This is a genomic window from Lysobacter sp. OAE881 (assembly GCF_040546665.1).
Classification (GTDB): domain Bacteria; phylum Pseudomonadota; class Gammaproteobacteria; order Xanthomonadales; family Xanthomonadaceae; genus Lysobacter_J; species Lysobacter_J soli.
The window spans coordinates 1999340-2026087 of record NZ_JBEPOG010000001.1 but is presented as its reverse complement, the minus strand read 5'-3'; the positions used below and the strand labels follow the sequence as shown (position 1 = coordinate 2026087).

Sequence of the window (26748 nt, the reverse complement as noted above, 5' to 3'; positions counted from 1 at the left end):
AGAACCATGACCAAGCAAGTTCAAGACGCCTACATCGTCGCCGCCACCCGCACCCCGGTCGGCAAGGCGCGCCGCGCGGCGTGTTCCGCAACACCCGTCCCGACGAAATGCTCGCCCACGTGCTCAAGTCCGTGGTCGCGCAGGCACCGGGTATCGACCTGGGCCGCATCGACGACGCGATCATCGGCTGCGCGATGCCCGAAGGCGAGCAAGGCATGAACGTGGCGCGCATCGGCGCGCTGCTCGCCGGCCTGCCCAACACCATCGCTGCGCAGACGATCAACCGTTTCTGCTCGTCGGGCCTGCAGGCCGTGGCGATGGCGGCCGACCAGATCCGCCTGGGCAACGCGGACCTGATGCTCGCCGGCGGCACCGAATCGATGTCGATGGTGCCGATGATGGGCAACAAGGTGGCGCTGAGCCCGCAGGTGTTCGCGAAGGACGAAAACGTCGCCATCGCCTACGGCATGGGCATCACCGCCGAGAAGGTCGCCGAGGAGTGGAAGGTCTCGCGCGAGGAACAGGACGCCTTCGCGCTGGCCTCGCACCAGAAGGCCATCGCGGCGATCCAGGCCGGCGAGTTCAAGTCGGAGATCACGCCGTATGAAGTGATCTCGCGCATTCCCGACCTTGCCGGCAACGCGGTGCGCGTGAAGAAGTCGATCGTCGAGATCGACGAAGGCCCCCGTCCGGATTCGTCCATCGAAGGCCTCGCAAAGCTCAAGCCGGTGTTCCGCAACGGCCAGTTCGGCGGCAGCGTCACCGCGGGCAACAGCTCGCAGATGAGCGACGGCGCGGCCGGCGTGCTGCTGGCCTCCGAGCAGGCCATCAAGGACTACGGCCTGACGCCGCTGGCGCGCTTCGTGAGCTTCTCCGTGGCCGGCGTCCGCCCGGAAGTGATGGGCATCGGTCCGATCGCGGCAATCCCGAAGGCGCTGAAGCAGGCCGGCCTGACCAAGGACCAGCTGGACTGGATCGAGCTCAATGAAGCCTTCGCCGCGCAGGCGCTGGCGGTCATCCGCGACAGCGGCCTGGATCCGTCGAAGGTCAACCCGCTCGGCGGCGCGATCGCGTTGGGCCATCCGCTCGGTGCGACCGGTGCGATCCGCACCGCGACCATCGTCCATGGCCTGCGTCGCCGCCAGCAGAAGTACGGCATGGTAACGATGTGCATCGGCACCGGCATGGGCGCGGCGGGCATCTTCGAAGCGCTCTGAAGCACCCGCGTCGTTCGATCGAAAGGGCAGCCTCCGGGTTGCCCTTTCTCGTTGCAGGCCGGCCTTCTCGCCGATTTCACGTCCCTGTCGCGCAGCTGAGCACAGCATCGCAGCGCGTCGCCGTCTCGCGATGGCCGGCGCGGGGCGTCGGCACGTCCACAGCAACGCGATGCCCTTGTTCGTTCCCGGTTCGTCCGATCCCCCGACAAGGAGAACGCTCATGTCCCTGCGTACCATCGCCGGCGCTTCGCTGGCCCTGCTGCTCACGCTGTCGTTGGCTGCCTGCCAGACCACCACGCCCGGATCGATGCAGGGCGCCGTGGAAGTGCGTTCCGGTGTGATCGAACAGATCACCGACGTGCAGATTTCCAATACCAAGACGCGAGGCCTCGGGGCCGTAGTCGGCGGTGCGCTCGGCCTGGGCGTCGGCAGCCTGATCGGCGGCGGCACCGGGCGCGACGTGGCGATGGTGCTGGGCACGATCGGCGGTGCGGTCACCGGTAACGCGGTGCAGCGTCGCAATCAGGAACCGATCCCGGGGCACGACATCATCGTGCGCCTGACCAATGGCGTGCTGGTGTCCGTCACGCAGGAGCCCACGAATCTGCGCGTCGGGCAGAAGGTCTTCATCCAGGGCAGCGGAGAAGACGCGCGCGTCACGCCGGCGAAGTAGCGCCGCGGCCGGCACTGACAAAAAGGCGGCTTCGAGGCCGCCTTCTTGTTTACCGCGCGCCGAGCGCGCTCACGCCATGCGTGTCCCGTTCGGCACCGGCCGTTCGATCGTGGTGATGACCACGCCCTCCTCCGTCGGGAATCCCGTGAGCAGGAATTCCGAGATGAAGGGCCCGACCTGCTTGGGCGGGAAATTGATCACGCCGACGATCTGCCGGCCGACCAGTTCTTCTGCTGCATAGAGGTGCTTCACCTGCGCGCTGGTCTTGCGCACGCCGTGCGGCCCGAAGTCGACCCACAGCTTCCACGCGGGTTTGCGCGCCTCCGGGAATTCCTCGACGCGCTGCACCGTGCCAGCGCACAACATCACTTTTTCGAAATCCGCCCAGCTGATCGTCTCGCTCATCCTGTCCTCGTTTTCCCTTCCATCCTGTCCTTCCATTCGTCCTTGAACTCGGCCCACCAGTAGCTGAGCTGCGCGCCGACGTAGCCCACCGGCTTGATCGCCGACACCAGGCCATAGCCGCTCAGTTCGCGCCACCGCCGGTCGCCGTGTGCGATCGCGCTGGCGAGCAGTTCGCCGGCGAACGTGGTGGGCGCCACGCCATGGCCCCCGAAGGCCTGCGCCAGCCAGAGTCCGTCATCGATCGCGCCGATCTGCGGCATCTGATGTCGCGCGTAACTCATCAATCCGGACCACGCGTGATCGATGCGCACGCCATCCAGCTGCGGGAACACCTTCAGCATGTCGCCGTACAGGAGTTTTTCGACTTCCGCGGCGGACCGGTCGAGCACCGAAATCCGCCCGCCCCACAACAACCGCGTGTCGGGCAGCGGCCGGTAATAGTCGAAGGCGAAGCGCGTGTCGTAGACGGCGGCGCGCGTGCTCATGATTTCGTCCATGCGCGCGCCCAGCGGCTGGGTCACCATCACGTACGTCGCGATCGGCAACACGCCCGCATCGACTTCGGCGCGCAGGCCGGCGAGATAGCCACCGCACGCGAGCACGACTTCCTCGGCCTGGACCACGCCATCGGGCGTACGCACGCGCCAGCCGCGACCCGCGCGTTCGAGCGCGATGGCCGGCGTCTCTTCATGGATCGCCACTCCCTGCGCCATGGCGGCACGCGCGACGCCGCGCGCGTATTTGAGGGGGTGGAAATGGAATGCGTCGGGTTCGAACAACCCGTCGTGATAGCGCTCCGTATGGACCAGCGAACGCAGGCGCTCGCGCGGCATCCATTGCCAGTGCACGCCGTAGCGTTGTTCGAGCAGTTGCTGGCGGTCGCGAAGCACCTGCGGATCGCGGAACCAGTTCGTCCAGAGCACGCCGGCATCGACGCGGTCGCACTCGATGGCGTAACGCTCGGTGCGGGCGCGGATCAGCTCGACGGCGTTGATCGTGCCGGAGTACAAGTCGCGGGCGCGTTCGGGGCCCAAGTCCTGTAGCAGGCTCTCTTCGCCGCGCGAGAAGCCACCGAACACGAATCCCCCGTTACGCCCGGAGGCGCCGAATCCGACACGCTGCGATTCGAGCAGCACGACATCGGGGACGCCACGCTCGGCTAGACCGAGCGCGGTGTTCAGACCGGCGAAACCGCCTCCGACAATGCAGACGCTGGCATCCACGGGCCCACGCAGCGGCCCAAACCCGAGCTCGCGATCGGGAATGGTCGCCACGTAGTAACTGGAATCCAGGCCGCTCATGTCCGCCGAACGCTCCGGCGGCGGACAGATCGCCGCCGCATAGATGCAGAGTCTAGCGGCGCAGGCGCCGCATGGCGGCGCCCGCGTCAATCCGACGTCAGTTGAGCTCTTCGACGCCCAGTTCGGCCAGCGCGTTCTGCATCAGCTGGCGCGCGGAGTCGCTCAGCTTCTCGTGGTCGAGCGCGTACCGGATGGTCGCCTCGATCAGCCCGATGTGCGTACCGCAGTCGAAGCGCGTTCCCTGGAAACGGTAGGCATTGACAGCCTCCTCTTCCAGCAGCGCAGCGATGGCGTCCGTCAGCTGGATCTCGCCGCCGGCACCCGGCGTGGTCGATTCAAGCAGCGAGAAAATGCGCGGGTTCAGCACATAACGACCGACTACGGCGAGATTGCTCGGCGCGTTTTCGGGTTTGGGCTTCTCGACGATGGCGCGGATGCGACCCTGGCGCTTGTCGAAGCTTTCGGTCGCGACAATGCCGTAGCTGGCCGTCTGTTCGCGCGGAACGTCCTGCACGGCGATCACGCTCGCGCCCGATGCTTCGGCGGCGTCCGCCATCTGCTTCAGCGCACCCGGACCGCGGTTCCAGATGAGGTCGTCCGGAAGGAGCACGGCGAATGGCTCATCGCCGATCACGGCCTTCGCGCAGAGCACGGCATGGCCCAGGCCCAACGCTTCGGCCTGGGTGACGAACACCGCACGCACGCCTTCGGGCAGCACGTTGCGAACGAGTTCGAGCTGCTCGGTCTTGCCGCTGCGTTCGAGCTTCTGTTCCAGCTCGTAAGCCTTGTCAAAGTAGTCGGCGACCGCGTGCTTGTAGCGGTTCGTCACGAAGACCAGCGTGTCGCAACCGGCCTCGATGGCCTCGTCGACGGCGTACTGGATGAGCGGCCGATCGATGATCGGCAGCATCTCTTTCGGGACGGTCTTGGTGGCTGGAAGAAAGCGGGTGCCGAGGCCGGCGACGGGGAAAACAGCCTTGCGGATTCGTGCGGACATCAAACCTTCCTGGCGTTGCGTGCGGGAAAGGCGACCACTGTCGCCGATTCCTGGTAATCCGGATGTGTACCCACGGGCTGGAATTCAGGAACCGCCATCCGCAACAACGTGTTGAGAAGGTCAAGATCGTAGCGGCTGCTGGCCTCGCGCAGCTGCCCGATCGCGCTTTCCAGGTGGGCGGCGGTGACGTCGCGCGGCTCGGCCTGGAGGATCTTCGGGTGCGTCGTCTGGCGGTAGCGCTCGTCGGCATGGAAGAGCGTCTCGTGCAGCTTCTCGCCGGGGCGCAAGCCCGTGTAGACGATCGCGATGTCGCGGCCGGGATGCTTGCCCGCCAGGCGGATCATCTGCTCGGCAAGCAGCCTGATCGGTACGGGCTCGCCCATGTCGAGCGTGTAGATCGCTTCATGCGTCCCCAGCGCCGAGGCCTGCAGAATCAGCTGGCAGGCCTCAGGGATGGTCATGAAGAAACGCGTGACTTCCGGATCCGTGACCGTGACCGGACCGCCGGCGCGGATCTGCTCGCGGAACAGCGGCACGACACTGCCGGCCGAATCGAGCACGTTGCCAAAGCGGACCGTGACGAAGCGCGTGGCGAACTGCCCGGCCAGTGCCTGGCACGCCATTTCCGCCAGACGCTTGGTCGCGCCCAGCACATTGACGGGATCGACCGCCTTGTCGGTGGAAATCAACACGAACGTGCCCACGTCCGCGAGGCAGCACGCGCGCGCGACAGTTTCCGTCGCCAGCGAATTGTTGCGGACGGCCTCGCGAAGCTGCAGTTCGAGCAGTGGCACCTGCTTGTAGGCGGCCGCGTGGAAAACGGCGTCCGGCTCGGCGCGCTTGAGCGCGTGCGCGATGACCGCCGGGTCGCCGCAATCGCCCAGCACCGAGATGTATTCGACGTCCGGGAAGTCGCGCTTCAACGCCGCTTCGGTCGTCGTGAGCGCAAGTTCGTCGACTTCGATCAGGGTGATGCGTCGGGCACCGTGTCGCGCGCATTGGCGGCAGAGTTCCGAACCGATCGAACCGCCCGCGCCCGTCACCAGCACCGAGCGCGCGCCCAGCCAGCCGCGGATCGCCTTCCAGTCCGGCAGCACGGGCTTGCGGCCAAGAAGGTCTTCGATCGCTACTTCCTTCAGTTCGCCCGGCAGCGAACGGCCCTCGAGCACGTCCTGCAGTTTCGGCACCATGCGGAACGGCAGGCCGGTCCGTTCGCACGAAACGACCACACGCTGCAACGCGTTAGCGTCTGCGGACGGCATGGCGATCACGAGCAGCTTGGCGGCTGTCTCGCGCGCAATCTCGGCGACGTCCTGCACGCGTCCCAACACCGGAACGCCCTGCACCTTGCTGCCGCGCAAACGGACGGCGTCGTCGAGGAAACCCACCGGCTGGTAGGTGCCCGAGCGACGGAGGTCGCGCACCAGGGCTTCGCCGGCATGGCCGGCACCGAGGATCAGGATGCGGACGGACGATTTGGATGCCGATTCGACACGGCTGTCCTTCCACGCGCGGTACAGCAGGCGCGGAGCGCCCAACAGGCCCATCAACACAAGTGGGTACAGGACAAGGACCGTGCGCGGCACGGTGCCGAGGCGGTTGTAAAGGAACAGGCCGAGCACGATGGCGAACAGGCCGAGCACCGACGCCTTCAGGATGTTCCAGAGATCCGGGACGCCGGCGAAACGCCACAGCCCGCGATACAGGCCCACCTGCCAGAACACGAGCCCCTGGGCCGCGAGCACCAGTGCGATTTCCGCGGACCACAACGGAATCGCCGGCGCATTGGCTTCGATGCCCCAACGCAGGCGATGCAGGGCCTGCCAGACGATCCAGACCATCGCGAGATCGTGCGCAACCACCGCGAGGCGCGGCAGGCCGCTTTTCCACCGATCACGCCATGAGCTCATCCTTCGCCCCTTTTATTTCTTTGCGAACTGCCAAGTATTCAATCAGGAAGCTGCGCCCGGAAACTTCTTCTGCAGCACCAGCCAAAAAAAAGCGCAGCACATATACCACGCGATTACAGTACCGGCGATGAAGAACGCATCACGCGCCAGAACCCCCCAGCCGACAATTATGACCACCGCCGAAACCGCCGCATAGCAGGCCGTTACGCGACCGTGACCGGCCGCACGGGACCACGCCTGGTACGCATGCTGGGTATGGGGTGTCCACCAGCGTTCGCCGCGCAACAGGCGGCGCAACAGGGTCAGGGTGGCGTCCACGAGGAACACCGATACCGGCAGCAGTACGATGGCGAATCGTTCGCCCGACCGGGCCCCGGCGATCGCGCAGAGCGCCCCCAGCGCGAAGCCGATCGCCCCGCTGCCGACGTCGCCCATGAAGATGCGAGCCTTCGGAAAATTGAAGGGCAGGAAGCCCAGGCAGGCCGCCGCCAGGGCGAGGGCCAGAAGTGTCCAGGCGCCACCCGCGATCCAGGCGAGCCCGACCGCCGCGATCAGGGCCTGGCTCGCAGCCAGGCCGTTGATGCCGTCCATGAAGTTCCAGACGTTGGTCAGCACCAGCGTGGAGACGAAGGCGGCCAGGCCGAGCCACATCGAGTCGTACAGATCGCCGATCGCCATCGCGAACAGCGCCGACGCGAGAACATGCACGCCTAAGCGAATCCACGGCGACAGCGGCCGATGGTCGTCCACCCAGCCGATGCCCGCCACCATCAGCAGCCCGACGCCGAACGCCAGCATCAGCGGCGCCTGTTCTGGTTGACGCACGCCAAGTGCGACAGCCGCCACCAGCAGCGAGATCACGATCGCGATGCCGCCACCGCGTGGCGTCGCCACGCTATGGCTGCGACGTTCGCCGGGCTGGTCGATCAGCGACCGCATGAGCGCATAGCGACGCGCGAGCCAGGTGCCCGCAATGCCGATGCAGAAGTGCACCACCAGCCATTCCAGCATCCGTCAGACCACCGCGTAGTTCAGCAGCGGCTTGATCGTGCCCCACTCCTTGCAGCTCGGGCATTGCCAGTGATGGCTGCGCGCGCCGAAGCCGCAGCGATTGCAGCGGTAGCTCGGGTTGCGAACCAGCAACTGGTCGGTGATGTGCTTGAGGTCGTGCAACGTAGCGGCCGGGTCGGCGCCTTCGGCAAGCGTCAGGTCGATCAGCGCCGCTTCGCCGCGTACGGACGGGCGATCCTTCAACTGGCGTGCGAGATAAGCGCGCGCCGAAGGAACTCCCTCCTCGCTCTCGACCATGCGTGTTAGCGCGAGCACCGGCGCGATGCCGCGATAGTGCTCGGTCATCTCGGCCAGGAACGCGCGCGCGCCAGGCGCATCGCCGACACGGGCATAGCAGTCGAGCAGCAGCGGCAGGATCTCCGGCAGGTAGTCGGGATCCACACGCGCCACGCGTTCGAATGCACGGATCGCACCTGCATCGTTGCCCGAGTCCACTTCCAGGCGGCCTTCGATCATGCCCGCGCGAACGGAGTTGGCATCGGCTTCATACGCGCGCGCGACCGCGGCGCGCGCCGCATCGGTATCGCCCGCGGCACGATGGCGGTCGGCCAGCTCGCACTCAAACTGCGCGATGAGCTTGCCCATCGGCTCGCCGGTGGCTTCCTCGTAACGGCGGGCGTTCTCGATGGCCTTGTCCCAGTCGCGCTCGGACTGGTAGATGCCGATGAGATGACGAAGTGCGAGCGGTGCGCGCATGTCGAGCGCGACCAGATCGGAGAACACGGTCTCCGCGCGATCGAGCAGGCCCGAACGCATGTAGTCCTCGCCCAGCGCGAGCAGCGCCTGCACGCGTTGCTGGTCGCTGAGCCCGGGCCGCTGCACTAGCGCCTGGTGCAGGCGGATCGCGCGATCCACTTCGCCACGTCGGCGGAACAGATGGCCTAGCGCGACCTGCGTCTCGAACGTGTCCTTGTCGAGTTCGGCGATATGCAGGAACAACTCGATCGCCTTGTCGGGCTGTTCGTTGAGCAGGTAATTCAGGCCGCGGAAGTACGTCGTCGACAGCCGGCTGACCTGCGTGTCGCTGTGACGCTCGCCGCCGCGACGGCCGATGATCCAGCCGCTCACCGCCGCAATCGGCAGGAGGAGGAAGAACCAGAACCACTCACTGATGAAAGCCATGCATCAAGGTCCGGAAGTGGGTGCGGTCGTCGCGCCCGTGCGTTCGGCGCGCGCCAGTCGGCGGCGCATGGGAAGGGCTACGCTGGCGCTGATCGCAAGGCCGCCGATGAGAACGCCAAGCAGCAGCGCGACCAGCAGCGACACGCCGAGGTTGGTCGGCAGCCGCGAGAATCCAAGATCGATCACGACCGGAGCGCGGTTCAACGCGCCGATGATGGCGCCAGCCGCAAGGCATGCGATCGCGATCAGGAAACGGAGCAGGCGCATCACGGCCTCCATCGGCCGCTGTGGTCTGCTTTAGCTTAACGGACCTTCTTCGCAGGTCCAGTGGAACAACGATGCGCGCGTAGCGCCGCATGCGTCGCCGGCAATCAGTCGGCTTCTTCCAGCGGCACGACGCCGCTGACGCGCTCGCGCAACTCCTTGCCGGGCTTGAAGTGCGGAACGTGCTTGCCGGGCAGTGCGACCGACTCGCCCGTCTTCGGGTTGCGACCCAGGCGCGGCGGACGGTAGTGCAACGAAAAACTGCCGAAGCCGCGGATTTCGATCCGCTCTCCGGTGGCGAGCGACCCGCCCATCATTTCCAGGAGCGCCTTCACCGCCAGATCCACGTCCTCGCCCTTCAGGTGGGCCTGACGCTGGGAAAGGATCTCGATGAGTTCGGACTTGGTCATGCAGGCTCTGGTTGGCGGCGCGCCGGTTGTCACGCTTCTTTGTCGCAAACCGCCGCACGAGACGTGCAGCGGTTGCGGGGTCTTGCATATCGAAGGCGGCCCGGACGAGCCGGACCGCCTTCGGGTACTACGCTACAGCGGCTGTTACTCGGACTTGCTGCCCAGCTGCTCGCGCAGCAGCGCGCCCAGCTTGGTGGTGCCGCTGGAGGCTTCCGAGGAGGCGCGGTTGTAGTCGGCCAGCGCTTCCTGCTGCTCGGCTTCGTCCTTCGCCTTGATCGACAGCTGCATCGAGCGGCCCTTGCGGTCGTTGCCGATGATCTTGGCTTCGACTTCCTGGCCGACCTTCAGGTACTGGGAAGCGTCTTCGACGCGCTCCTTGGCAATGTCGCGGGCGGCGATGTAGCCCTCCACGCCATTGTCCAGCTCGATGGTCGCGCCCTTGGCGTCGACTTCCTTCACCTTGCCGCGGACGATCGAGCCCTTGGCGTTGGACGCCACGTACTGGCCCATCGGGTCCTGCTCAAGCTGCTTGACGCCCAGGCTGATGCGCTCGCGTTCCGGGTCCACGGCCAGGACGACGGCTTCCAGCGTGTCGCCCTTCTTGAAGTTGCGGACCACGTCTTCGCCGGTGGTGTTCCAGCTGAGGTCGGACAGGTGCACCAGCCCATCGATACCGCCGTCCAGGCCGATGAAGATGCCGAAGTCCGTGATCGACTTGATCTGGCCCGACACCTTGTCGCCCTTCTTGTGGATGGCGGCGAAGGTTTCCCACGGATTGCTGGTGACCTGCTTCATGCCCAGCGAGATGCGGCGACGCTCCTCGTCGACGTCCAGGACCATGACCTGAACCTCGTCGCCGACCTGCACGATCTTCGACGGGTTGACGTTCTTGTTGGTCCAGTCCATCTCGGACACGTGCACCAGGCCTTCCACGCCCGGCTCGATCTCGACGAACGCGCCGTAATCGGTGACGTTGGAGACCTTGCCGAACACGCGGGTGTTGGCCGGGTAGCGACGGGCGATGTTGTCCCACGGATCCTCGCCCAGCTGCTTCAGGCCGAGGCTGACGCGGTTGCGCTCGCGGTCGTACTTGAGCACGCGGACGTCCAGCTCCTGGCCGACTTCCACGACTTCGGACGGGTGACGCACGCGCTTCCACGCCATGTCGGTGATGTGCAGCAGGCCGTCGATGCCGCCGAGGTCGACGAACGCACCGTAATCGGTGAGGTTCTTGACGACGCCCTTGAGGATCGCGCCTTCCTGCAGCTTCTCGAGCAGCTGCTCGCGCTCGACGCTGTACTCGCTCTCGACCACCGCACGGCGGGAGACGACGATGTTGTTGCGCTTGCGATCAAGCTTGATGAGCTTGAACTCGAGTTCCTTGCCTTCGAGGTAGGCCGAGTCGCGCACCGGGCGCACGTCGACCAGCGAGCCCGGCAGGAAGCCGCGCACGTCCTTGATGTCGACGGTGAAGCCGCCCTTGACCTTGCCGCTGATGCGGCCGGTGATGGTCTCGTTCTTCTCGAGCGCCTGCTCGAGTTCGTCCCACACCATGGCGCGCTTGGCCTTCTCGCGCGACAGGACGGTCTCGCCGAAGCCGTTCTCGATCGAGTCGAGCGCGACCTTGACTTCGTCGCCCACGCCCACGTCGATTTCACCGGCGTCGTTCCGGAACTGTTCGATCGGCACGATGCCTTCCGACTTCAGGCCGGCGTTGATCACCACCACGTCGCCGCGGACTTCCACGACGACGCCGGTGACGATAGCGCCCGGCTTCAGCTTGGCCAGGTTGGTCTGGCTCTGTTCAAACAGTTCGGCAAATGATTCGGTCATTGGAAAAAATACTCGGTTGAACACACGGGCCGCACCGGCTGTCAGGGCCTAACTGAGTTAGAAGGCATCAAGCAGCGCGTGGTCGACCCACCCGTTGTGTGGCGCGATGCAACTGCGCCATGTGTTGTGGTTGAACCATCGCGGGATTGCGATGGCACGATCTGCTACGGTGGAAACACGCCCGCTTGAAGCGCTCAGCGCGCAGGCAACAAGGCCAGCACGCGTTCGACCACGTCGTCGATGCCGAGGCCGGTGGTATCGATGCGGACGGCGTCTTCGGCCGGCCTCAACGGAGCCACCGCGCGATTGGCATCGCGCGCGTCACGGGCAAGGATCTCCCGCAGCAGACCGTCTAAATTAACGGAAACCCCCTTGTCTTTCAACTGCTTATAACGCCTTTCGGCCCTTTCGTCGGCACTGGCGGTCAGAAAGACCTTGTAGGGGGCGTCCGGGAAGATCACCGTGCCCATGTCACGGCCGTCGGCGACCAGCCCCGGTGCCTGGCGGAACGCGCGCTGGCGGTCCTTCAGGGCGGCCCGGACCTCGGGGATGGCGGCGATGGCCGAAGCGGCGGCGCCCGCCGTTTCCGTGCGCAATTCGTCGGTGGCGTCCTGGCCGTTCACCAGGATCCGGAGCTCGCGCGAGACGGGGTCTTCTTGGAAATCGATCTGCGTGTCGAAAGTGCATCGCACGAGGGATGCGGGATCGGCGAGGTCCAGGTCGGCCCACCCCGCCGCGACGCCGACGGCGCGGTACAGGGCGCCCGAATCGAGGTAATGCCAGCCCTGGCGGGCGGCGACCAGGCGGCTGATGGTGCCCTTGCCGGAGCCGGAAGGACCGTCGATGGTGAGGACGGGAACGCTGGAACTGGAGTGTAGGCTGTTCATGCGGGCATTATGCGTGCTCGGCGCCGGGAGGCCTGAAAACGCGGTCGAAACATCCACCTCGCCTCACTAAGGCAGGCCCTCGCCCATGAGCCGCCAGGCGAATTTTCGCCTCGTGCGCGCAAACACTTGATCCACGGGGAATTTACCCGTTAGAATCGCCGGCTTCGTTCGTTATCCCATTTACCTGTAGCCGAGGTCTGTCATGAAGGTCCTGTCCTCCCTGAAGTCGGCGAAGGCCCGTCACCGCGACTGCAAAGTCGTTCGCCGCCGTGGCAAGGTCTTCGTGATCTGCAAGTCGAACCCGCGTTTCAAGGCGCGTCAGCGCTGATCCACGCTCCGGCGTCCCACGCCGGGTCGTAACGCGAGTATGGAGGCCGCCCCCGGGCGGCCTTCTGCATTGTGGCTTTCCCTCTACGTCGAACCGGCGTCGAGGCCCGTTCGGGCGAGCGCAAACCTCCAAAACGTGACGGCCGCGCGCTGCCGGGCCATCAGGGGTTGTGCGTACAATCGCGCACTACCACGAGGGGGCTCGAAGGGGACTGACCATGAAGCATCTTGTTAAAGCCGTTCCGCTGTTCGCTGCGCTCGCCCTGTCCGGTGTCGCCTCGGCCGACACCCTGCTGGTCGAGCGCGTCCAGGAAGAAAACCAGGCAACCCTGCCCGCGCGTGGCCAGACCATGGCGCAGGTGGAAGCCAGCTACGGCGCGCCCGCGCAGAAGCTGGACGCCGAAGGTGGACAGAAGCGCCAGTGGCCGACCATCAACCGCTGGGTCTACCCGTCCTTCACCGTCTACTTCGAGAAGAACAAGGTGATCGACGCGGTGGCCAACAAGGCCAGCGCCGAGGAAGTCGGGCCCAAGCCGCCCATCCGATGAGGCTATGAACCAGAACACCCGCGCCCAGAGCACGCACGCACGCTTTCCTGCCGAGTGGGAACCCCAGTCGGCCGTCCTGATCGCATGGCCCAACGCCGATACCGACTGGGCCGACCGCCTGGGCGAGGTCGAGGAGACCTACATCGCGCTCGTCGCGGCGATCACCCGCTTCCAGGACGCGATCGTGTGCGTGGCGGACGAGGACGTGGAGGCGTACGCACGTGCGCGGCTTTCGTCCGCACGCGTGGACATGGCGAAGGTGCGCTTCATCGAGGCGCCCTACGACGACACCTGGCTGCGCGATTCCGGTCCGATCACCCTGCGTGACGGCAATGGATTCCGGCTGCTCGACTTCCGCTTCACCGGCTGGGGCGGCAAGTTCGACGCCAGCCAGGACGACCTCCTAGTCGAGCGCCTCACGGAAGCGGGAATCTTCTCGAACAGTGCGCGCCAATCCATTGATTTCGCTCTGGAAGGCGGCGCCATCGACACCGACGGCGACGGCACGCTGCTGACCACCTGGCAGTGCCTGCACGAGCGCCATCCCGATGCCTCGCGCCAAGAACTGACGACCAGGCTGGCCGACTGGCTGAAGCAGGATCGCGTGCTGTGGCTCGACCACGGCTACCTGGAAGGCGACGACACCGACGCCCACGTCGACACCCTCGCCCGCTTCGCGCCGGGCGACGCCATCGTTTTCCAGGCCTGCGACGACGAATCCGATTCTCACTACGCCGAGCTCAAGGCGATGGGCGACGAGATCGCCGCGCTGCGCACGAAGGATGGCAAGCCGTATCGCCTGTTCCCGCTGCCGTGGGCGCAGCCGATCCTCGACGACGGCCGTCGCCTCGCCGCGAGCTACGCCAACTTCCTGATCGTCAACGGCGCCGTGCTGATGCCCGCGTATGGCGACGACGCCGACGCGAAGGCGCAGGCCGTCCTGGCCGACGCCTTCCCGGGTCGCGAGATCGTTCCGGTTCCGTGCCGGTCGCTCATCTGGCAGAACGGCAGCCTGCACTGCATCACGATGCAGTTGCCGCAGGGCGTCGTGGCCTGAGCGCCGGATGACTCCGCGGACGGCCCCGCCGTCCGCACCGTTCCAGCGACGCGACATTCGCGTCATGCACGCGGCCTACAATTGCAGGCCGTCCCGCGCTGTTCGCGCGCATCCAGATTCCGGACCACGATGAAGAAGACCACCCTCCCCGTCGCGCTGATCCAGGAGCGCAACCACGGCGACGCCGAAGCGAACCTTGCGGTGATCGAACAGCGCGTGGCCGAGGCCGCCCGGCAGGGCGCGAAGCTTGTGCTGCTGCAGGAACTGCACAACGGCCCGTACTTCTGCCAGCACGAGGACGTGTGCGAGTTCGACCTCGCCGAAACCATTCCCGGCCCGAGCACCGAACGGCTCGCGCCGCTCGCCAGGAAGCATGGCGTCGTGCTGGTGAGCTCGCTGTTCGAAAAGCGCGCGACCGGCCTGTACCACAACACCGCGGTCGTCTTCGAAGCCGACGGCAGCGTCGCGGGCAAGTACCGCAAGATGCACATCCCGGACGATCCGGGCTTCTACGAGAAGTTCTACTTCACGCCGGGCGACATCGGCTTCGAGCCCATCAACACGTCCGTCGGCCGCCTCGGTGTGATGGTGTGCTGGGACCAGTGGTACCCCGAAGGTGCGCGCCTGATGGCGCTGGCCGGCGCGGAACTGCTGCTGTACCCCACCGCCATCGGCTGGGACCCGGACGACCAGCAGGCCGAGAAGGACCGCCAGCGCAACGCGTGGATCCTGAGCCACCGCGGCCATGCCGTCGCGAACGGCCTGCCGGTGCTCAGCTGCAATCGCGTCGGCCATGAGCCTTCGCCGCTCGGCGCGTCGGGCATCCAGTTCTGGGGCAGCAGCCACGTGCTGGGGCCGCAAGGCGAATTCCTGGCCGAAGCGAAGACCGACGCTCCGGAAATCCTGATGGCCGAAGTCGACATGGAACGCAGCGAACACGTGCGCCGCATCTGGCCGTTCCTGCGTGACCGTCGCATTGATGCTTACGGCGATCTGCTGAAGCGTTATCGGGATTGAGTTCTAGCGAGCGCCGGGGCACCGTCGCTGAGCCGTCATTCCCGCGCAGGCGGGAATCCATCGGTCCGAGGCATCACGTCTTACGTCGGGCGTGATGCATGCAGGGTTGGATCCCCGCCTTCGCGGGGATGACGTCAAAGCCGGTTCGCGACCAGCGACGCAAGCCATGGCCGCGGTTACGCTTGGGCCATGCCAACGCCAACCGCCCCCGCTGCGACCCCATCCGCGCTGCACCTTCGCAGCGCCGTCGCCACCGATCTTTCCGCGATCACCGCGCTGTATGCGCAGGAAGTCCGCGATCACGTCGCGACCTACGAGTACGACGAGCCCGACGAGGCGGAGATGACCCGCCGCTGGCAGGCAGTGGTCGCGCAGGGCTATCCCTATCTTGTCGCCGAACGCGGCGGCCGCTTCGCGGGCTACGCCTACGCCAGCACGTACCGCACGCGCGAGGGGTATCGATGGACCGTCGAGGACACGGTCTACGTGCATCCGGACTTCGTCGGCCAGGGCATCGGACGCGCGCTGCTGCAGCGACTGATCGACGATTGCACCGCGCTTGGCCTGCGACAGATGGTCGCCGTCGTCGGGGACGTCACGAACACCGCCTCGATCGCCCTGCACGAGAAGCTGGGCTTCAGGACCGTCGGCGTGTTCCAGGGCCTCGGCCGCAAGCACGGGCGGTGGCTGGACACGGTCCAGATGCAGTTGGCGCTCGGACAGGGCGACGAGTCCGATCCGGTCTGAAACCGACGAACGGTCCGAATAAAACGAACGGCCGTGCTATTTTCTCAGCCGTGAACGCTCTGACCGCCACCAGCAAGGGTGCAGCCACCCGCGAAGCCATCATCGACCGGGCTTATGGGATCGCCTGCGCGGCGGGTCTGGAAGGCCTGTCGATCGGCCCCCTTGCCCAAGCCGTAGGAATGTCGAAGAGTGGCGTGTTCGCGCATTTCGGCTCGCGCGAAGACCTTCAGATGGCCGTGCTGGACGAAGCCGGCGTGCGGTTCGTCGATCACGTGCTTCGCCCGGCGCTGAAGCATCCGCGCGGCCTGGCCCGCCTTCGCGCCATCCTGGAAGCCTGGTACGACTGGGTCCGCCAGTCCGAAGGCAGCTGCCTGCTGCTGAGCGCCGCCAGCGAGTACGACGACCGCCCCGGCCCGTTGCGCGATCGTCTGGTCGCGCACGACCTCCGCTGGCGCCAGGAAATCGCCCGCGCCATCACGCTCGCCGTCGAAACCGGCGAGCTGGCCGGCGACACCGATCCGGACCAGATGGCCTTCGAGCTGTACGCCCTCGCCCTGATCGTCCACCACGACGCCGGCCTGTTCGGCTTCGACACCGCCGCCGATCGCGGCCGACGCGCGATGGAGCGGCTGTTCCGTTCCTACGCGCCCAGCGCCATCGCCCCCGACGCCTGACTCCACCCCCACGGAGGGATCCACCGTGTACCCGCTCATCGCCAAAATTAGCACGACCGTTCGTAAGCTCTTCGCCCTCTACGGACTCCGCCTGTGGTTCGCGATCGGCGGCCTCGTCGCGCCTCGGCGTGCGGTCGCCCGCGCCGCGCGGATCTTCTGCACGCCGATGCCCTCTTCCCGCAGTCGTGCCCTCGCGGCTCCGACTTTCGATGCGCGCGAGGAGAGCGTCGCCGTCGACGGGCACCCGATCACCGCCTACGTCTGGGGCGACCCGAAGCACCAGCCCTACGTGCTGTTCGCGCACGGCTGGTCGAGCCATGGCACACGCGTCGGGGCCTGGTTGCCGCGGGTGCGGGCGGCGGGCTATGCCGTGGTCGCCTTCGACCAGCCGGCGCATGGCCGCAGTCCGGGCGAACGCGCGACCCTGCCCTGCTTCACCCGCCACCTGATGGCCGTGGGCGAACACTTCGGCCCGGCGGCGGTCGTGATCGGGCATTCGCTCGGCGGCGCGGCGACGGCCAATGCGCTTTCGCGTGGCCTCAAGGCCGAGCGTGCGGTACTGATCGCGCCTGCGGCCGATCCCGTCGCCGCCGCCGAGCGCTTCGCCGACCTGCTGTGGATCGGCCAGACCCTGACGCAGCGCATGTTCAAGTATTTCGAAAGCCGCATCGGCATGAGCTTCGACGAACAGCAGGCGCACCGCACCGCGCCGGTGATCGGCCGTCCTGCGCTGATCGTGCATGACCTCGAAGATCGCGACGTGCCGTGGTCGGAAGGCGAGCGTTACGCGCGTTACTGGCCCGACTCGCGCCTCCTGACCACGCGCGGGCTCGGTCACCGGCGCGTGCTCGACGACGAGGCGGTCATCGCGTCGGTGATGCGGTTCCTGCGCGGCGAAACCGTCGGCGAACGTGCGGTGTCGTCCCCGAACCTGCCGTTCGGCATCGCATGAGACGGGCGTTCATTGCCCCGTCCCCGGTCAGGCCCTAAGCTTCCTGCAACCGATTTCCCACGACGGCGCCTGCGGGCGCCGTCTTGCTGCAGGACTCCCCGCTCCATGCCGATCCACGCTGCACCGTCCGTTTCCGTCGAAGGGCGCCTCGATGTCTGAGTCGCTGCAGGCCCTGCTCGAACGCCAGCCGCACGCGATCGTCGAACGCGACGGCGTGCGCTACACGCTGCTCGGCACGGCGCACGTGTCGCAGGCGAGCGTGGAAGCGGTGCGCGACGCCGTCGGCAGTGGCGCGTTCGATGCGGTCGCGGTCGAACTGGATCCGCAGCGCCTGACGGCGTTGACCGATCCGGACGCGATGGCGCGCATGGACCTGGTCGAGGTCATCCGCAAGGGCAAGACGGCCCTGTTCGCCGCCAACCTCGCGCTGGCCGCATACCAGCGCCGGCTGGCCGAACAGCTCGACGTCGAGCCCGGTGCCGAACTCAAGCGCGCCGTGCTCGAAGCGCGCCAGCGCGACCTGCCGGTGCACCTCATCGATCGCGACGTCGGCCTGACCTTCCGTCGCGCCAGCGCGGGGCTCGGGTTCTGGGGCCGGATCAAGCTCGGCGCCGGGCTGATGACCGCGCTGTTCGTGGACGAGGAAGTCGGCGAGGCGGACATCGAGAAGCTCAAGCAGGGCGACATGCTCGAATCGAGCTTCAGCGAGTTCGCCAGCGACAGCCCCGAGCTGTACGAAGCCGTCATCGCCGAACGCGATCGCTACATGGCCGCGCGCCTGCGCGAGACGCATGGCGACGCGCGCGAAGTGCTGGCCGTCGTCGGCGCGGGACACCTGCAAGGCCTCGCGCGTCACCTGCGCGAGGAAACGCGCGATCCGGAAGCGATCCGCACCGAACTCGAAACGGTTCGCAAGAAGAGCAAGACGCCATGGCTGGGCATCGCCATCGTCGCGTTCATCGTCGCCGCCATCGGCGTCGGCATCTGGCGCGGCGGTTTCGCGATGGGCGCGGACCTGCTGCTGCAATGGGTCGTGTGCACCGCCGGTTTCGCCGCACTGGGCTGCGCGCTGGCGACGGCGCATCCGCTGAGCATCCTCACGGCCGCCATGTTCGCACCGCTCAAGCCGTTCCGCCTGGGCGTGCCGACCGGCACGTTCAGCGCGCTGACCGAAGCGCGCATCCGCAAGCCGACCTACGCCGATTTCATGTCGCTGCGCGACGACGTGCAGACCGTCCGCGGCTGGTACCGCAACCGCGTGGCGCGCGTGTTGCTGACGTTCCTGCTCACCAACCTGGGGTCGATGATCGGCGCCTGGACGGGCCTGTTCCGCATCGGCGGGCGGCTGTTGCACTGATCGTTGGGCAAATCGACCGCGGACGTCGCGAAACAAAAAGGCCGGAGCACGAATGCTCCGGCCTTTTTCGTTGCGCCGCCGTCAGGTCGGGATCAATCGACCTTGATCGCCGTGATCGTCGCCCCACCCATCGGCCCTTCCACCTGCTTGCCGCGTGCCCGGCGGATCATGCGCGAGGTGCTGTTGCGCAGGTCATCGAGCATCGCGTAGATGGTCGGCAGGAACAGCAGGCTGACAACGGTGGAGAACGCCAGGCCGCCGGCGATCGCGCGGGCCATCGGGTAATACGGCGGGCCGTCGCCGCCGATCTGCGTCTGCGTCAGCGAGATCGGCACCATCGCCAGGATCGCCGTACCCATCGTCATCAGGATCGGGCGCAGTCGCTCCTTGCTGCCTTCCACCAGTGCATCGGTGCGCGAGAAGCCGCGACGACGCAGGTTGTTGATGTGCTCGATCATCACGATGCCGTTGTTCACCACCACGCCCATCAGCACCAGGATGCCGATGAAGGCCATGATGTTGAACTCGGTGCCGGTCAGCCAGAACAGCCAGAACACGCCGAAGACCGAGAACAGCACGCCGGTCATGATCGCCGAGGGGAACAGCAGCGATTCGAACACCGCCGCCATCACCACGTAGATCATGATCAGCGCGATCAGCAGGTTGAACATCATTTGCTTGTTCGCCTCGGCTTCGTCCTCGAACGCGCCCGACTCGAAGGTGTAGTTGTAGCCGGCCGGGAATGCGACCGCCTTCAGCACGTCCTCCATTGCCGTACGCGCTTCGGGCACGGTGATCTTGTCGCCGAGGTTGGCCTGGATCGCCACCGTCGTCTGCCGGTTCGCGCGCTGGATCTGCGTCGCGGACGGCTTCACCGCCACGTCGACCATCGCCAGCAGCGGCACGGTGCGGCCGTCGGGCGCGCGCACCGTGAAACTGGCGACGTCCTTCATGCCGAAGTCTTCAGCCCCCGCAAAACGCACCCACACCGGCACTTCGGTGTCGCCGCGGCGGAACTCGCGCAGCGGCGCGCCGCGCAGTGCGAGGCCGACGAAGCTGGCCACCTCCTGCGCGCTGAAGCCGAACGATGCCGCACGTTCGCGATCCACGCGCACCGACAGCTCGCTGTTCTGGTCGCCGATGTCCACGCGCACGTCGCGCAGTTCCTTGCGCTTGGCGAGGATGGGCACGATGTCGTTGGCCCGTTCGACCAGCGTTTCGGTCGAATCGCCCACCAGCTGCACCTGCACGTTCTGGCCCGGGCCGCCGCCACCGCCGCCGCCACCGCCCTGGTTGCCGATGCCGATGTTGGCGCGTGCCGACTTCGGCAGGTCCTTGCGGAGCTGTTCGACGATGCCCTTTGACTCGCTGATCTTCTTGGTGTCGAAGGTGATGCGCGTTCCGCCCCAGCCCTGCTCGCTGTAGTACGAGTAGATCTGGGTGATGTTGTACTTCTTGCGGTTCGCGTCCAGGAACTTCTCGATCTTGAGGATCTCGTCGGACATCTGCTCCTTCGTGTACGCGCCCTTCCACTGGTAGAAGATGTTCGTCTCGGTGCCGTCATCGCCGCCGAACATGTTCTTCTTGGTGAGCTGGAACGGCACGATGCTGACCGCGATGATCATCAGGATGCCGAGCACCGCCTTGCCGCGGTGTTCCAGCGTCCAGCGCAGGAAGGTGGCGTAACGCTTCTGCATGCGCGGGATGATGCCGCGGTCGGAGCGCACCGCCGGGGGCGTCTTCAGGCGTGCGGAGATCATCGGGATCAGGCTCACCGCGACCAACCACGAAGCCAGCAGCGAGACCGAGATCGTGATGGCGATCTGCGACAGGTAGATCGACAGGAAGTTGCGCTCGCCGAACAGGTTCGGCAGGAACACGATGCAGTGGCACAGCGTGCCCGCCGACAGCGCGATGGCCACGTGCTTGGTGCCCAGGATCGACGCGAGCACCGGCTGGTCGGGCATGCGTTCGCGCTCCTGGTAGATGCTCTCCACCACCACGACCGCGTTGTCCACCAGCATGCCGACCGCCAGCAGCAGACCCATCATCGACAGGATGTTGAGCGTGACGCCGGCGAAGTACATGAAGCCCAGCGTCATCACGAAACAGATCGGGATGGCCAGCGTCACCATCAGCGTCGACGGCCAGTGGCGCAGGAAGAAGAACAGCACCGCGATCGACAGCACCAGGCCGATCGCGCCGGCTTCGGCCAGTTCGAGCAGCGACTTGGTGACGTTGTCGCCCTGGTTGTCGATGATGATGATGCGGATGTCGGACAGCTCGGGCTGCTTGCGGATCGCCTCCACTTCCGCCAGCGCCTTGCTGGAGACATCCACGAGGTTCGCGTTGCGTTCCTTGAAGATGTCCAGGCCGATCGCCGGACGGCCGTCGAGGCGACGCCCGTAGTTCATGCGCTGCGGCTTCAGCCGCACCTGCGCGATGTCGCCCAGCCGCACGCCCGTGTTGTTGATCACCAGGTCGCGCAACTGTTGCAAATCGACGATCTCGCCCACCGGCTGCACGCGCAACCGGCGGCCGCCGTCGTCGATCTGGCCGGCGGAGATCGAGAAGTTCACCGCCTTCAGCCGCTCGTTGAGATCGTTGAGGCTGAGGTTGTGCGCGGTGAGGCGATCGGGATCGATCGCGATCTCCACCTCGTTCGGCGCCGCGCCGGTCACGTCCACGCGCGCCACGCCCGGGATGCGCTCGATGCGGCGCTTGAACTCGCGCTCGATCATGTCGTACGAGCCGGTCAGGTCGCTCTTGCTGGCCAGTCGCACGCGCAGGACGGGCTCGTCCGTCGTGGAGAACTTGAAGACGTTGAAGCGCTGCAGGTCGTCGGGCAGGTCGTCGCGGATCGCGTCGATGCGTTCGCGCGCCTCCGACGCCGCGATGGCCACATCGCGGTTCCAGTCGGAGAACTGCATGAAGATCTCGGCGCCGTCGGCACGCGCGTTCGCGTCCATGCGCTTGATGCCGGTCATCGTCGACAGCGCTTCCTCCACCGGACGCAGCAGCGTGCGCTCCACCTCCTCGGGGGTGGAGCCGGTGTAGGGCAACTGCACGAAGATGAAAGGCGGCGAGACTTCGGGAAAGGCCTCAAGCGGCAGGCGGATCGCCGCGATGAGGCCGATCACGAACAGCGACACGAAGAACATGATCGCCGTGACGGGCCGCTTGATGCTGAGCTCGGCAATACTCATCGCGCGCGCTCCTCAGACCGGCTCGGCGTGGCCGCCGGCGCCTTCGCCCGCGGCGACCGCCCCGTGCGTGCGCTTGGCGCGGTTGACGTAGTAGTCGTCCGCGCGACGATCCAGCAGGTCGTACACCACCGGGATCACCACCAGCGTCAGCAGCGTGGAGACCAGCAGGCCGCCGATCACCGTGATCGCCATCGGCGACCGCACTTCCGCGCCCTCGCCCACGGCCACCGCCAGCGGCAGGAAGCCGAACAGCGTGCAGGTCGTGGTCATGATGATCGGCCGCAGTCGCGAACGCGCGCCTTCCACCAGCGCCTCGCGCTTGGCGACACCCGCCTCGCGCAACTGGTTGACCTTGTCGACCAGGATGATCGCGTTCTTCACCACCAGGCCGACCAGCAGGATCAGGCCGATGAAGACCACCACCGACACCGGCGAATTGGTGAGCAGCAGCGCGAGCACCGCACCGACCAGCGCCAGCGGGATGGTGAACAGGATGACGAACGGATGCAGCAGCGATTCGAACTGCGAGGCCATCACCAGGTACACCAGGAACACCGCGAGACCGAAGGCGAACAGCAGCGCATTGACCGATTCGGCGAGTTCTTCGCCCTGGCCGCCGATGTGCATGCTCACGCCGGCGCCGAGCGGCTCCTTCGAGACCATGTCCTGCACTTCGCGAACGGCCGTGCCGAGGTCGATGTCGCGCAGGTTCGCCGAGACGATCGCCACGCGCACCTGGTCGGCGCGGTGGATCTCGCTCGGACCGGTCGTGGCGACCACGTCGGCGACCGAGTCCAGCGTGACCGGACGGTTGCTGCCCGGGTTCACGATCAGGCGACGGATGCTGTCGACCGACGCGCGATCGGTTTCGCGTGCGCGCACCAGCACGTCGATCTTGCGATCGCGGAAGCTGTAACGCGTGGCGACGTCGCCGCGCACCTTCTTCACCACGACGTCGGCGATCTGGCGAGTGGTCAGGCCGAGCGCACCGGCGCGATCCTGGTCGAAGCGGATCTGGATTTCCGGGAAGCCCTCTTCCACCGTCGACTTCACGTCGGCGTAGTGCGGATTGGCGCGCAGCAGCTTGGCCATGCGCTGGCCGGCCTGCTGGATGCTTTCCAGGTCCTGCCCGCGCAGCTCGATTTCCAGCGGCGTGGAGAAGCTGAAGAGCTCCGGACGGGCGAAGTCGACCTGCGCACCGGGATGCGCCGTCATCGTTTCGCGCAGGGCTTCGGTCTCGCGCGCCTCGACTTCCTTGCTGCCGCCGTTTTCCATCACGACGGTGAGCTTGCCGATGTTCTCGCCGCTCTCGGTCGGGTTGGCGTCCAGTCGCGTGCCGCTACCGCTCACGCCGTACAGCGCGCGGATGCCGTCGTCCTTCGCGTGCTTGAGCTGCAGCTCGCGCACCAGGGCGTCGGTCTCGCGCAACGGCGTACCGGGCGGAAGCTTCACGGTCATCTCGAAGCGGTCCTGCGCCAGCTGCGGGATCAGGTCAGCACCCAGCAGCGGCACGGCGAGCAGCGTCAGCGCGAAGGCCACCGCCGCCGAACCGAGCACCAGAACCGGACGGTTCAACGCGTTCGGCAGCAGCTTCAGGTAGCCGCGTTCGGCACGGGCGTAGGGCGCCATGGCCAGATCGCTGAGCTTGCGCATGACCGGACCGACCACGGCGACCAGGCCACGCCATGCACGCACGATCAGCCAGGCGATGCCGAAGAAGAACGAGCGCAAGGTCCAGCCGATGCCGCGCTTGGTGTACGCCAGCGGCATGCCGAGCTTCGTCTTCGGCTCCCAGCGCGGATGCGGCGCTTCTTCCGGGAAGGCCATCGGCGGGCGGCCCTTGAGCGCGCTCAACATCGGGATCAGCGTCATCGAGACGATCAGCGAGATGCCGATGGCGAGCGCCACGGTCAGCGCCTGGTCGCGGAACAGCTGGCCCGCGATGCCCTGCACGAACACCAGCGGCAGGAACACGGCGATCGTCGTCAGCGTGGACGCGACCACGGCCATGCTCACCTCGCGCGTGCCGGCGATGGCCGCTTCGAGCACGCCGAGCCCTCGCTCGCGTGCTTTCGCGATGCTTTCCAGCACGACGATCGAGTCGTCCACCACCAGGCCGGTCGCGAGCGCCAGGCCGCCCAGCGACATCACGTTGAGGCTCAGGCCCATCTGGCCCATGAAGAAGAACGTCGCGATGATCGACACCGGCAGCGACAGGCTGATGACGAACGTGCTCCAGCCATCGCGCAGGAACAGGAAGATGATCAGCACCGCGAGCGCGCCGCCGATCACCGCGTCCTTCTTGACGTCGGAGATCGCGTGGCGGATGAACTGCGACTGGTCGTCGATCGTCGTCAGTTCGACGTCCGGCGGCACTTGCTGCTTGAGTTCGTCCAGGCGCTTCTGGATCGCGTCGGCCGTGGCGACCGTGTTCGCGTCGCCTTCCTTGTAGATCGCCAGTTCGACCGCTTCCTTGCCCGCCAGGCGGATGATCGCCTCGCGTTCCTTGAAGCCCTGCCGCACGTCGGCGATGTCCTTCAGGCGCACCGGCATGCCGCCGGCGACGGTCGCGCCGCCACCGGAGTTGGCGCTCTGCACCGAGGCCGCCGCCGCCATCGCTTCGGCCGAACCGGTCTGCGCCGCGATCGCCGCCATCTGCGCCGCCGCCGAAGCCGCCGCACTGTCGCCGCCGCTCTGCGTGGTGACCAGCATCTCGCGCATTTCCGGCACGCTGGCGAACTGGTTCACCGTGCGCACGAGGTAACGCTGCGAGCCCTCTTCAAGACGGCCGCCCGAAATGTTGATGTTTTCCTGCTGCAGGCGCTGGATGACGGTGTCGATCGGCAGGTTCAGCTGCGCGATCTTCTGCTGGTCGATGTCGACCTGGATTTCGTCTTCCAGGCCGCCGCCGACCTTCACCGCGGCCACGCCTTCGACGGGCTCGAGCTTCTTCTTCAGGTCGTCGTCGGCATACCGGCGCAGCGCAGTGAGCTGGCGCATGGCCTCGGTGTCGCTCGACGCGTCGGTCTTGGGCGACAGCGCGATGCGGAGGATCGGTTCGGTCGACGGATTGAAGCGCAACAGCACCGGGGCCTTGGCTTCAAGCGGAAGTTGCAGCACTTCCATCTTGTCGCGGACTTCCAGGCTGGCCTGGTCCATGTCGGTGCCCCAGGCGAATTCGAGCACGACATCGCTCTGGCCCGTGCGCGAGACCGACTTCAGCTTTCGCAGCCCCTTGACCACGCCGACGGCTTCTTCCACCGGCTCGCTGATCAGGGTTTCGATTTCCGACGGCGCCGCACCGGTGTATTCGGTGCGGACCGTCAGCGTGGGATAGCTCAGATCCGGCAGCAGGTTGACCTTGAGGTCGCCCAGCGCGATCAGGCCGAAGAGGACGAAGGTGAGGGTCACCATCGCCACCGTCACACGGCGGCGCGTGGAGAACTCCACCAGGTTGAAACCGGGCGTGTGCGCGTGTTGCGTCACGTGGGTTCTCCGCGATTAACGCTTGGTTTCGGGTTTGGCGACGGAAGCGACTTCCTTCTTCGCCTGCGGCTGGCCCAGCACCTGCACGACCGAACCGTCACGCAGCGCGGTCTTGCCGGCGACGACGACCTGCTCGCCTTCCTTCACGCCGTCGCGCACTTCGGCCCACGAGCCGTCCATGTAGCCCAGCTTGACCGGCACGCGCTTGGTCTTGTCGCCGGTGACGACGAACACCGCCGGGTCGCCGTCGTCTTCCAGCAACGCCACGCGCGGCACGACGAGCGCATCGGCGCGCTGGTCGTAGTCGATCTTGATGCGGCCGAACATGCCCGGCTGCAGGATGCCGTCACCCTTGAACGCGCAGACCACACGGAAGGTGCCGCTGCCCGAGTCCACGACCGGCGACACGCGATCCACCGTGCCCTGGAACGTCTTGCCCGGCAGCGCGTCGACGACGAGCGCGACCGGCAGGCCGGCCTTGAGCGTCACCAGTTCGCGCTCGGGCACGTTGAGCGTGGCTTCAAGTCGCGAGGTGTCGACGATGCGGAAGATCGGCGTGTTGATCTGGACGAAGTTGCCGGTCTTGATCGAACGCGAGGCGATCACGCCGGAAATCGGCGCCTCGACGTTCGCGTACGAAAGCTCGAGATTGGCCAGGCGATTGGCGGCGCGCGCATTTTCCAGGTCGTAGCGCAGCTGGTCGTTGTCGTTGGCGCTGAGCAGTTTCTGGTCAGCCATCTGCCGGGCGCGGTTGTAGTTCGCCTCCAGCTTGCGCATCGCGGCGCCGGTCTGGGCGGCCTGCAGCTGCGAACGGGCGGAATCAAGGCGGACCAGCGTCTGGCCTGCGCGGACCGGCTGGCCCTCTTCGACCATCACGTTGAGCGCGACGCCCGAGGTCTTGGCGACCACCTGCGACTCGGCCACCGGTTCCAGCGGCGCGGTGCCGGTGTAGCTGGCGGCGACGGCGCGGCGGGAGGCCTTGGCGACCTCGACCGGCACGGCTTCAGGGCCCTTCTTGTCTTCCCCGGCCTTGGCCTGGGCCTCGCCCTCGCCCCCGCCCTTGCAGGCGCTCAGCAGCAACAGGCACGGCAACAGGACGACAGCGGCGCGGGCAAAACCACGGCTGCGATTTCGGGTGAAGTGACGCATGAATTGGACCCCAAGGTGGCTGAGACCGGTGCTTGTGCCGGTGTTGTATGTAGGTATATCACCGCCCCAGTCACCTTCCATCCGCCGAAGGTCATGGTGACTGGAGCCACGTCGTTCGAACACGCTCGAAAAGCGCGA

At 66.6% G+C, this 26748-nt stretch carries 22 protein-coding genes and 1 pseudogene; 10 read left to right on the top strand and 13 right to left on the bottom strand.

Annotation, left to right across the window (positions count from 1 at the left end):
• Nucleotides 1-6 precede the first annotated feature (6 nt).
• Together ABIE51_RS09395 and ABIE51_RS09390 are read left to right on the top strand one after the other, a co-directional pair.
• Nucleotides 7-1217: pseudogene (locus ABIE51_RS09395) on the top strand (acetyl-CoA C-acyltransferase).
• Between the two features lie 220 nt (nt 1218-1437).
• Nucleotides 1438-1890: an outer membrane lipoprotein gene (locus ABIE51_RS09390; protein ID WP_115840504.1), complete on the top strand. Its 453-nt coding sequence runs from the start codon at nt 1438-1440 to the stop codon at nt 1888-1890.
• A gap of 69 nt (nt 1891-1959) precedes the next feature.
• Here the strand turns inward: ABIE51_RS09390 and ABIE51_RS09385 are convergent, their stop codons facing one another.
• The 10 genes from ABIE51_RS09385 to cmk form a co-directional block, all read right to left on the bottom strand.
• Complete coding sequence (locus tag ABIE51_RS09385) at nt 1960-2295, bottom strand: tRNA-binding protein (RefSeq protein WP_115840505.1); 336 nt, start codon at nt 2293-2295, stop codon at nt 1960-1962.
• Nucleotides 2292-3596, bottom strand: coding sequence for an NAD(P)/FAD-dependent oxidoreductase (locus tag ABIE51_RS09380; protein WP_192630508.1), 1305 nt, complete (start codon nt 3594-3596; stop codon nt 2292-2294). Before ABIE51_RS09380 ends, ABIE51_RS09385 begins: the two co-directional genes overlap by 4 nt.
• A gap of 97 nt (nt 3597-3693) precedes the next feature.
• Nucleotides 3694-4593: a UTP--glucose-1-phosphate uridylyltransferase GalU gene (galU, locus tag ABIE51_RS09375; RefSeq protein WP_192630507.1), complete on the bottom strand. Its 900-nt coding sequence runs from the start codon at nt 4591-4593 to the stop codon at nt 3694-3696.
• Complete coding sequence (locus ABIE51_RS09370; protein ID WP_192630506.1) at nt 4593-6503, bottom strand: polysaccharide biosynthesis protein; 1911 nt, start codon at nt 6501-6503, stop codon at nt 4593-4595. Before ABIE51_RS09370 ends, galU begins: the two co-directional genes overlap by 1 nt.
• Nucleotides 6504-6545: 42 nt before the next feature.
• Entirely contained in the window at nt 6546-7514 is a 969-nt protein-coding gene (locus ABIE51_RS09365) for an MraY family glycosyltransferase (protein WP_192630505.1), read from the bottom strand.
• Between the two features lie 3 nt (nt 7515-7517).
• Complete coding sequence (lapB, locus tag ABIE51_RS09360) at nt 7518-8696, bottom strand: lipopolysaccharide assembly protein LapB (RefSeq protein ID WP_192630504.1); 1179 nt, start codon at nt 8694-8696, stop codon at nt 7518-7520.
• 3 nt (nt 8697-8699) lie between these two features.
• A complete protein-coding gene (locus ABIE51_RS09355; protein ID WP_192630503.1) occupies nt 8700-8963 on the bottom strand; it encodes a lipopolysaccharide assembly protein LapA domain-containing protein in 264 nt (87 codons plus the stop codon).
• Between the two features lie 104 nt (nt 8964-9067).
• Nucleotides 9068-9370 (bottom strand): integration host factor subunit beta, encoded by a 303-nt coding sequence (locus ABIE51_RS09350; RefSeq protein ID WP_115840512.1) that lies wholly within the window; start codon nt 9368-9370, stop codon nt 9068-9070.
• Between the two features lie 144 nt (nt 9371-9514).
• Complete coding sequence (rpsA, locus tag ABIE51_RS09345) at nt 9515-11203, bottom strand: 30S ribosomal protein S1 (RefSeq protein ID WP_115840513.1); 1689 nt, start codon at nt 11201-11203, stop codon at nt 9515-9517.
• Nucleotides 11204-11397: 194 nt separating this feature from the next.
• Nucleotides 11398-12090 (bottom strand): (d)CMP kinase, encoded by a 693-nt coding sequence (gene cmk / locus ABIE51_RS09340; RefSeq protein WP_192630502.1) that lies wholly within the window; start codon nt 12088-12090, stop codon nt 11398-11400.
• Between the two features lie 202 nt (nt 12091-12292).
• On the opposite strand from cmk, the gene ykgO reads away from it, so the two are divergent.
• The 8 genes from ykgO (at nt 12293) to ABIE51_RS09300 (ending at nt 18769) form a co-directional block, all read left to right on the top strand.
• Nucleotides 12293-12418: a type B 50S ribosomal protein L36 gene (gene ykgO, locus ABIE51_RS09335; RefSeq protein ID WP_010342887.1), complete on the top strand. Its 126-nt coding sequence runs from the start codon at nt 12293-12295 to the stop codon at nt 12416-12418.
• Between the two features lie 217 nt (nt 12419-12635).
• Entirely contained in the window at nt 12636-12965 is a 330-nt protein-coding gene (locus ABIE51_RS09330; RefSeq protein WP_115840515.1) for a hypothetical protein, read from the top strand.
• Nucleotides 12966-12969: 4 nt separating this feature from the next.
• On the top strand, nt 12970-14022 hold the full coding sequence (locus ABIE51_RS09325; RefSeq protein WP_192630501.1) for an agmatine deiminase family protein: 1053 nt from the start codon (nt 12970-12972) through the stop codon (nt 14020-14022).
• Nucleotides 14023-14151: 129 nt separating this feature from the next.
• Entirely contained in the window at nt 14152-15039 is an 888-nt protein-coding gene (locus ABIE51_RS09320) for a carbon-nitrogen hydrolase (protein ID WP_157029981.1), read from the top strand.
• 189 nt (nt 15040-15228) lie between these two features.
• Entirely contained in the window at nt 15229-15786 is a 558-nt protein-coding gene (locus ABIE51_RS09315; RefSeq protein ID WP_115840519.1) for a GNAT family N-acetyltransferase, read from the top strand.
• Nucleotides 15787-15965: 179 nt separating this feature from the next.
• Nucleotides 15966-16460: a TetR/AcrR family transcriptional regulator gene (locus tag ABIE51_RS09310; RefSeq protein ID WP_354503913.1), complete on the top strand. Its 495-nt coding sequence runs from the start codon at nt 15966-15968 to the stop codon at nt 16458-16460.
• A gap of 166 nt (nt 16461-16626) precedes the next feature.
• The gene (locus tag ABIE51_RS09305; RefSeq protein WP_354503911.1) at nt 16627-17412 is read left to right on the top strand and encodes an alpha/beta hydrolase; all 786 of its coding nucleotides are present in this window, start codon (nt 16627-16629) and stop codon (nt 17410-17412) included.
• 151 nt (nt 17413-17563) lie between these two features.
• Entirely contained in the window at nt 17564-18769 is a 1206-nt protein-coding gene (locus ABIE51_RS09300; protein WP_192630499.1) for a TraB/GumN family protein, read from the top strand.
• 92 nt (nt 18770-18861) lie between these two features.
• Here the strand turns inward: ABIE51_RS09300 and ABIE51_RS09295 are convergent, their stop codons facing one another.
• From ABIE51_RS09295 to ABIE51_RS09285, 3 genes are read right to left on the bottom strand one after another with little or no spacing between them, the layout of a single operon-like run.
• Entirely contained in the window at nt 18862-21975 is a 3114-nt protein-coding gene (locus ABIE51_RS09295; protein ID WP_192630498.1) for an efflux RND transporter permease subunit, read from the bottom strand.
• Nucleotides 21976-21987: 12 nt separating this feature from the next.
• Nucleotides 21988-25461, bottom strand: coding sequence for an efflux RND transporter permease subunit (locus ABIE51_RS09290; RefSeq protein ID WP_354503909.1), 3474 nt, complete (start codon nt 25459-25461; stop codon nt 21988-21990).
• 15 nt (nt 25462-25476) lie between these two features.
• Complete coding sequence (locus ABIE51_RS09285; RefSeq protein WP_115840524.1) at nt 25477-26610, bottom strand: efflux RND transporter periplasmic adaptor subunit; 1134 nt, start codon at nt 26608-26610, stop codon at nt 25477-25479.
• Between the last annotated feature and the right edge of the window lie 138 nt (nt 26611-26748).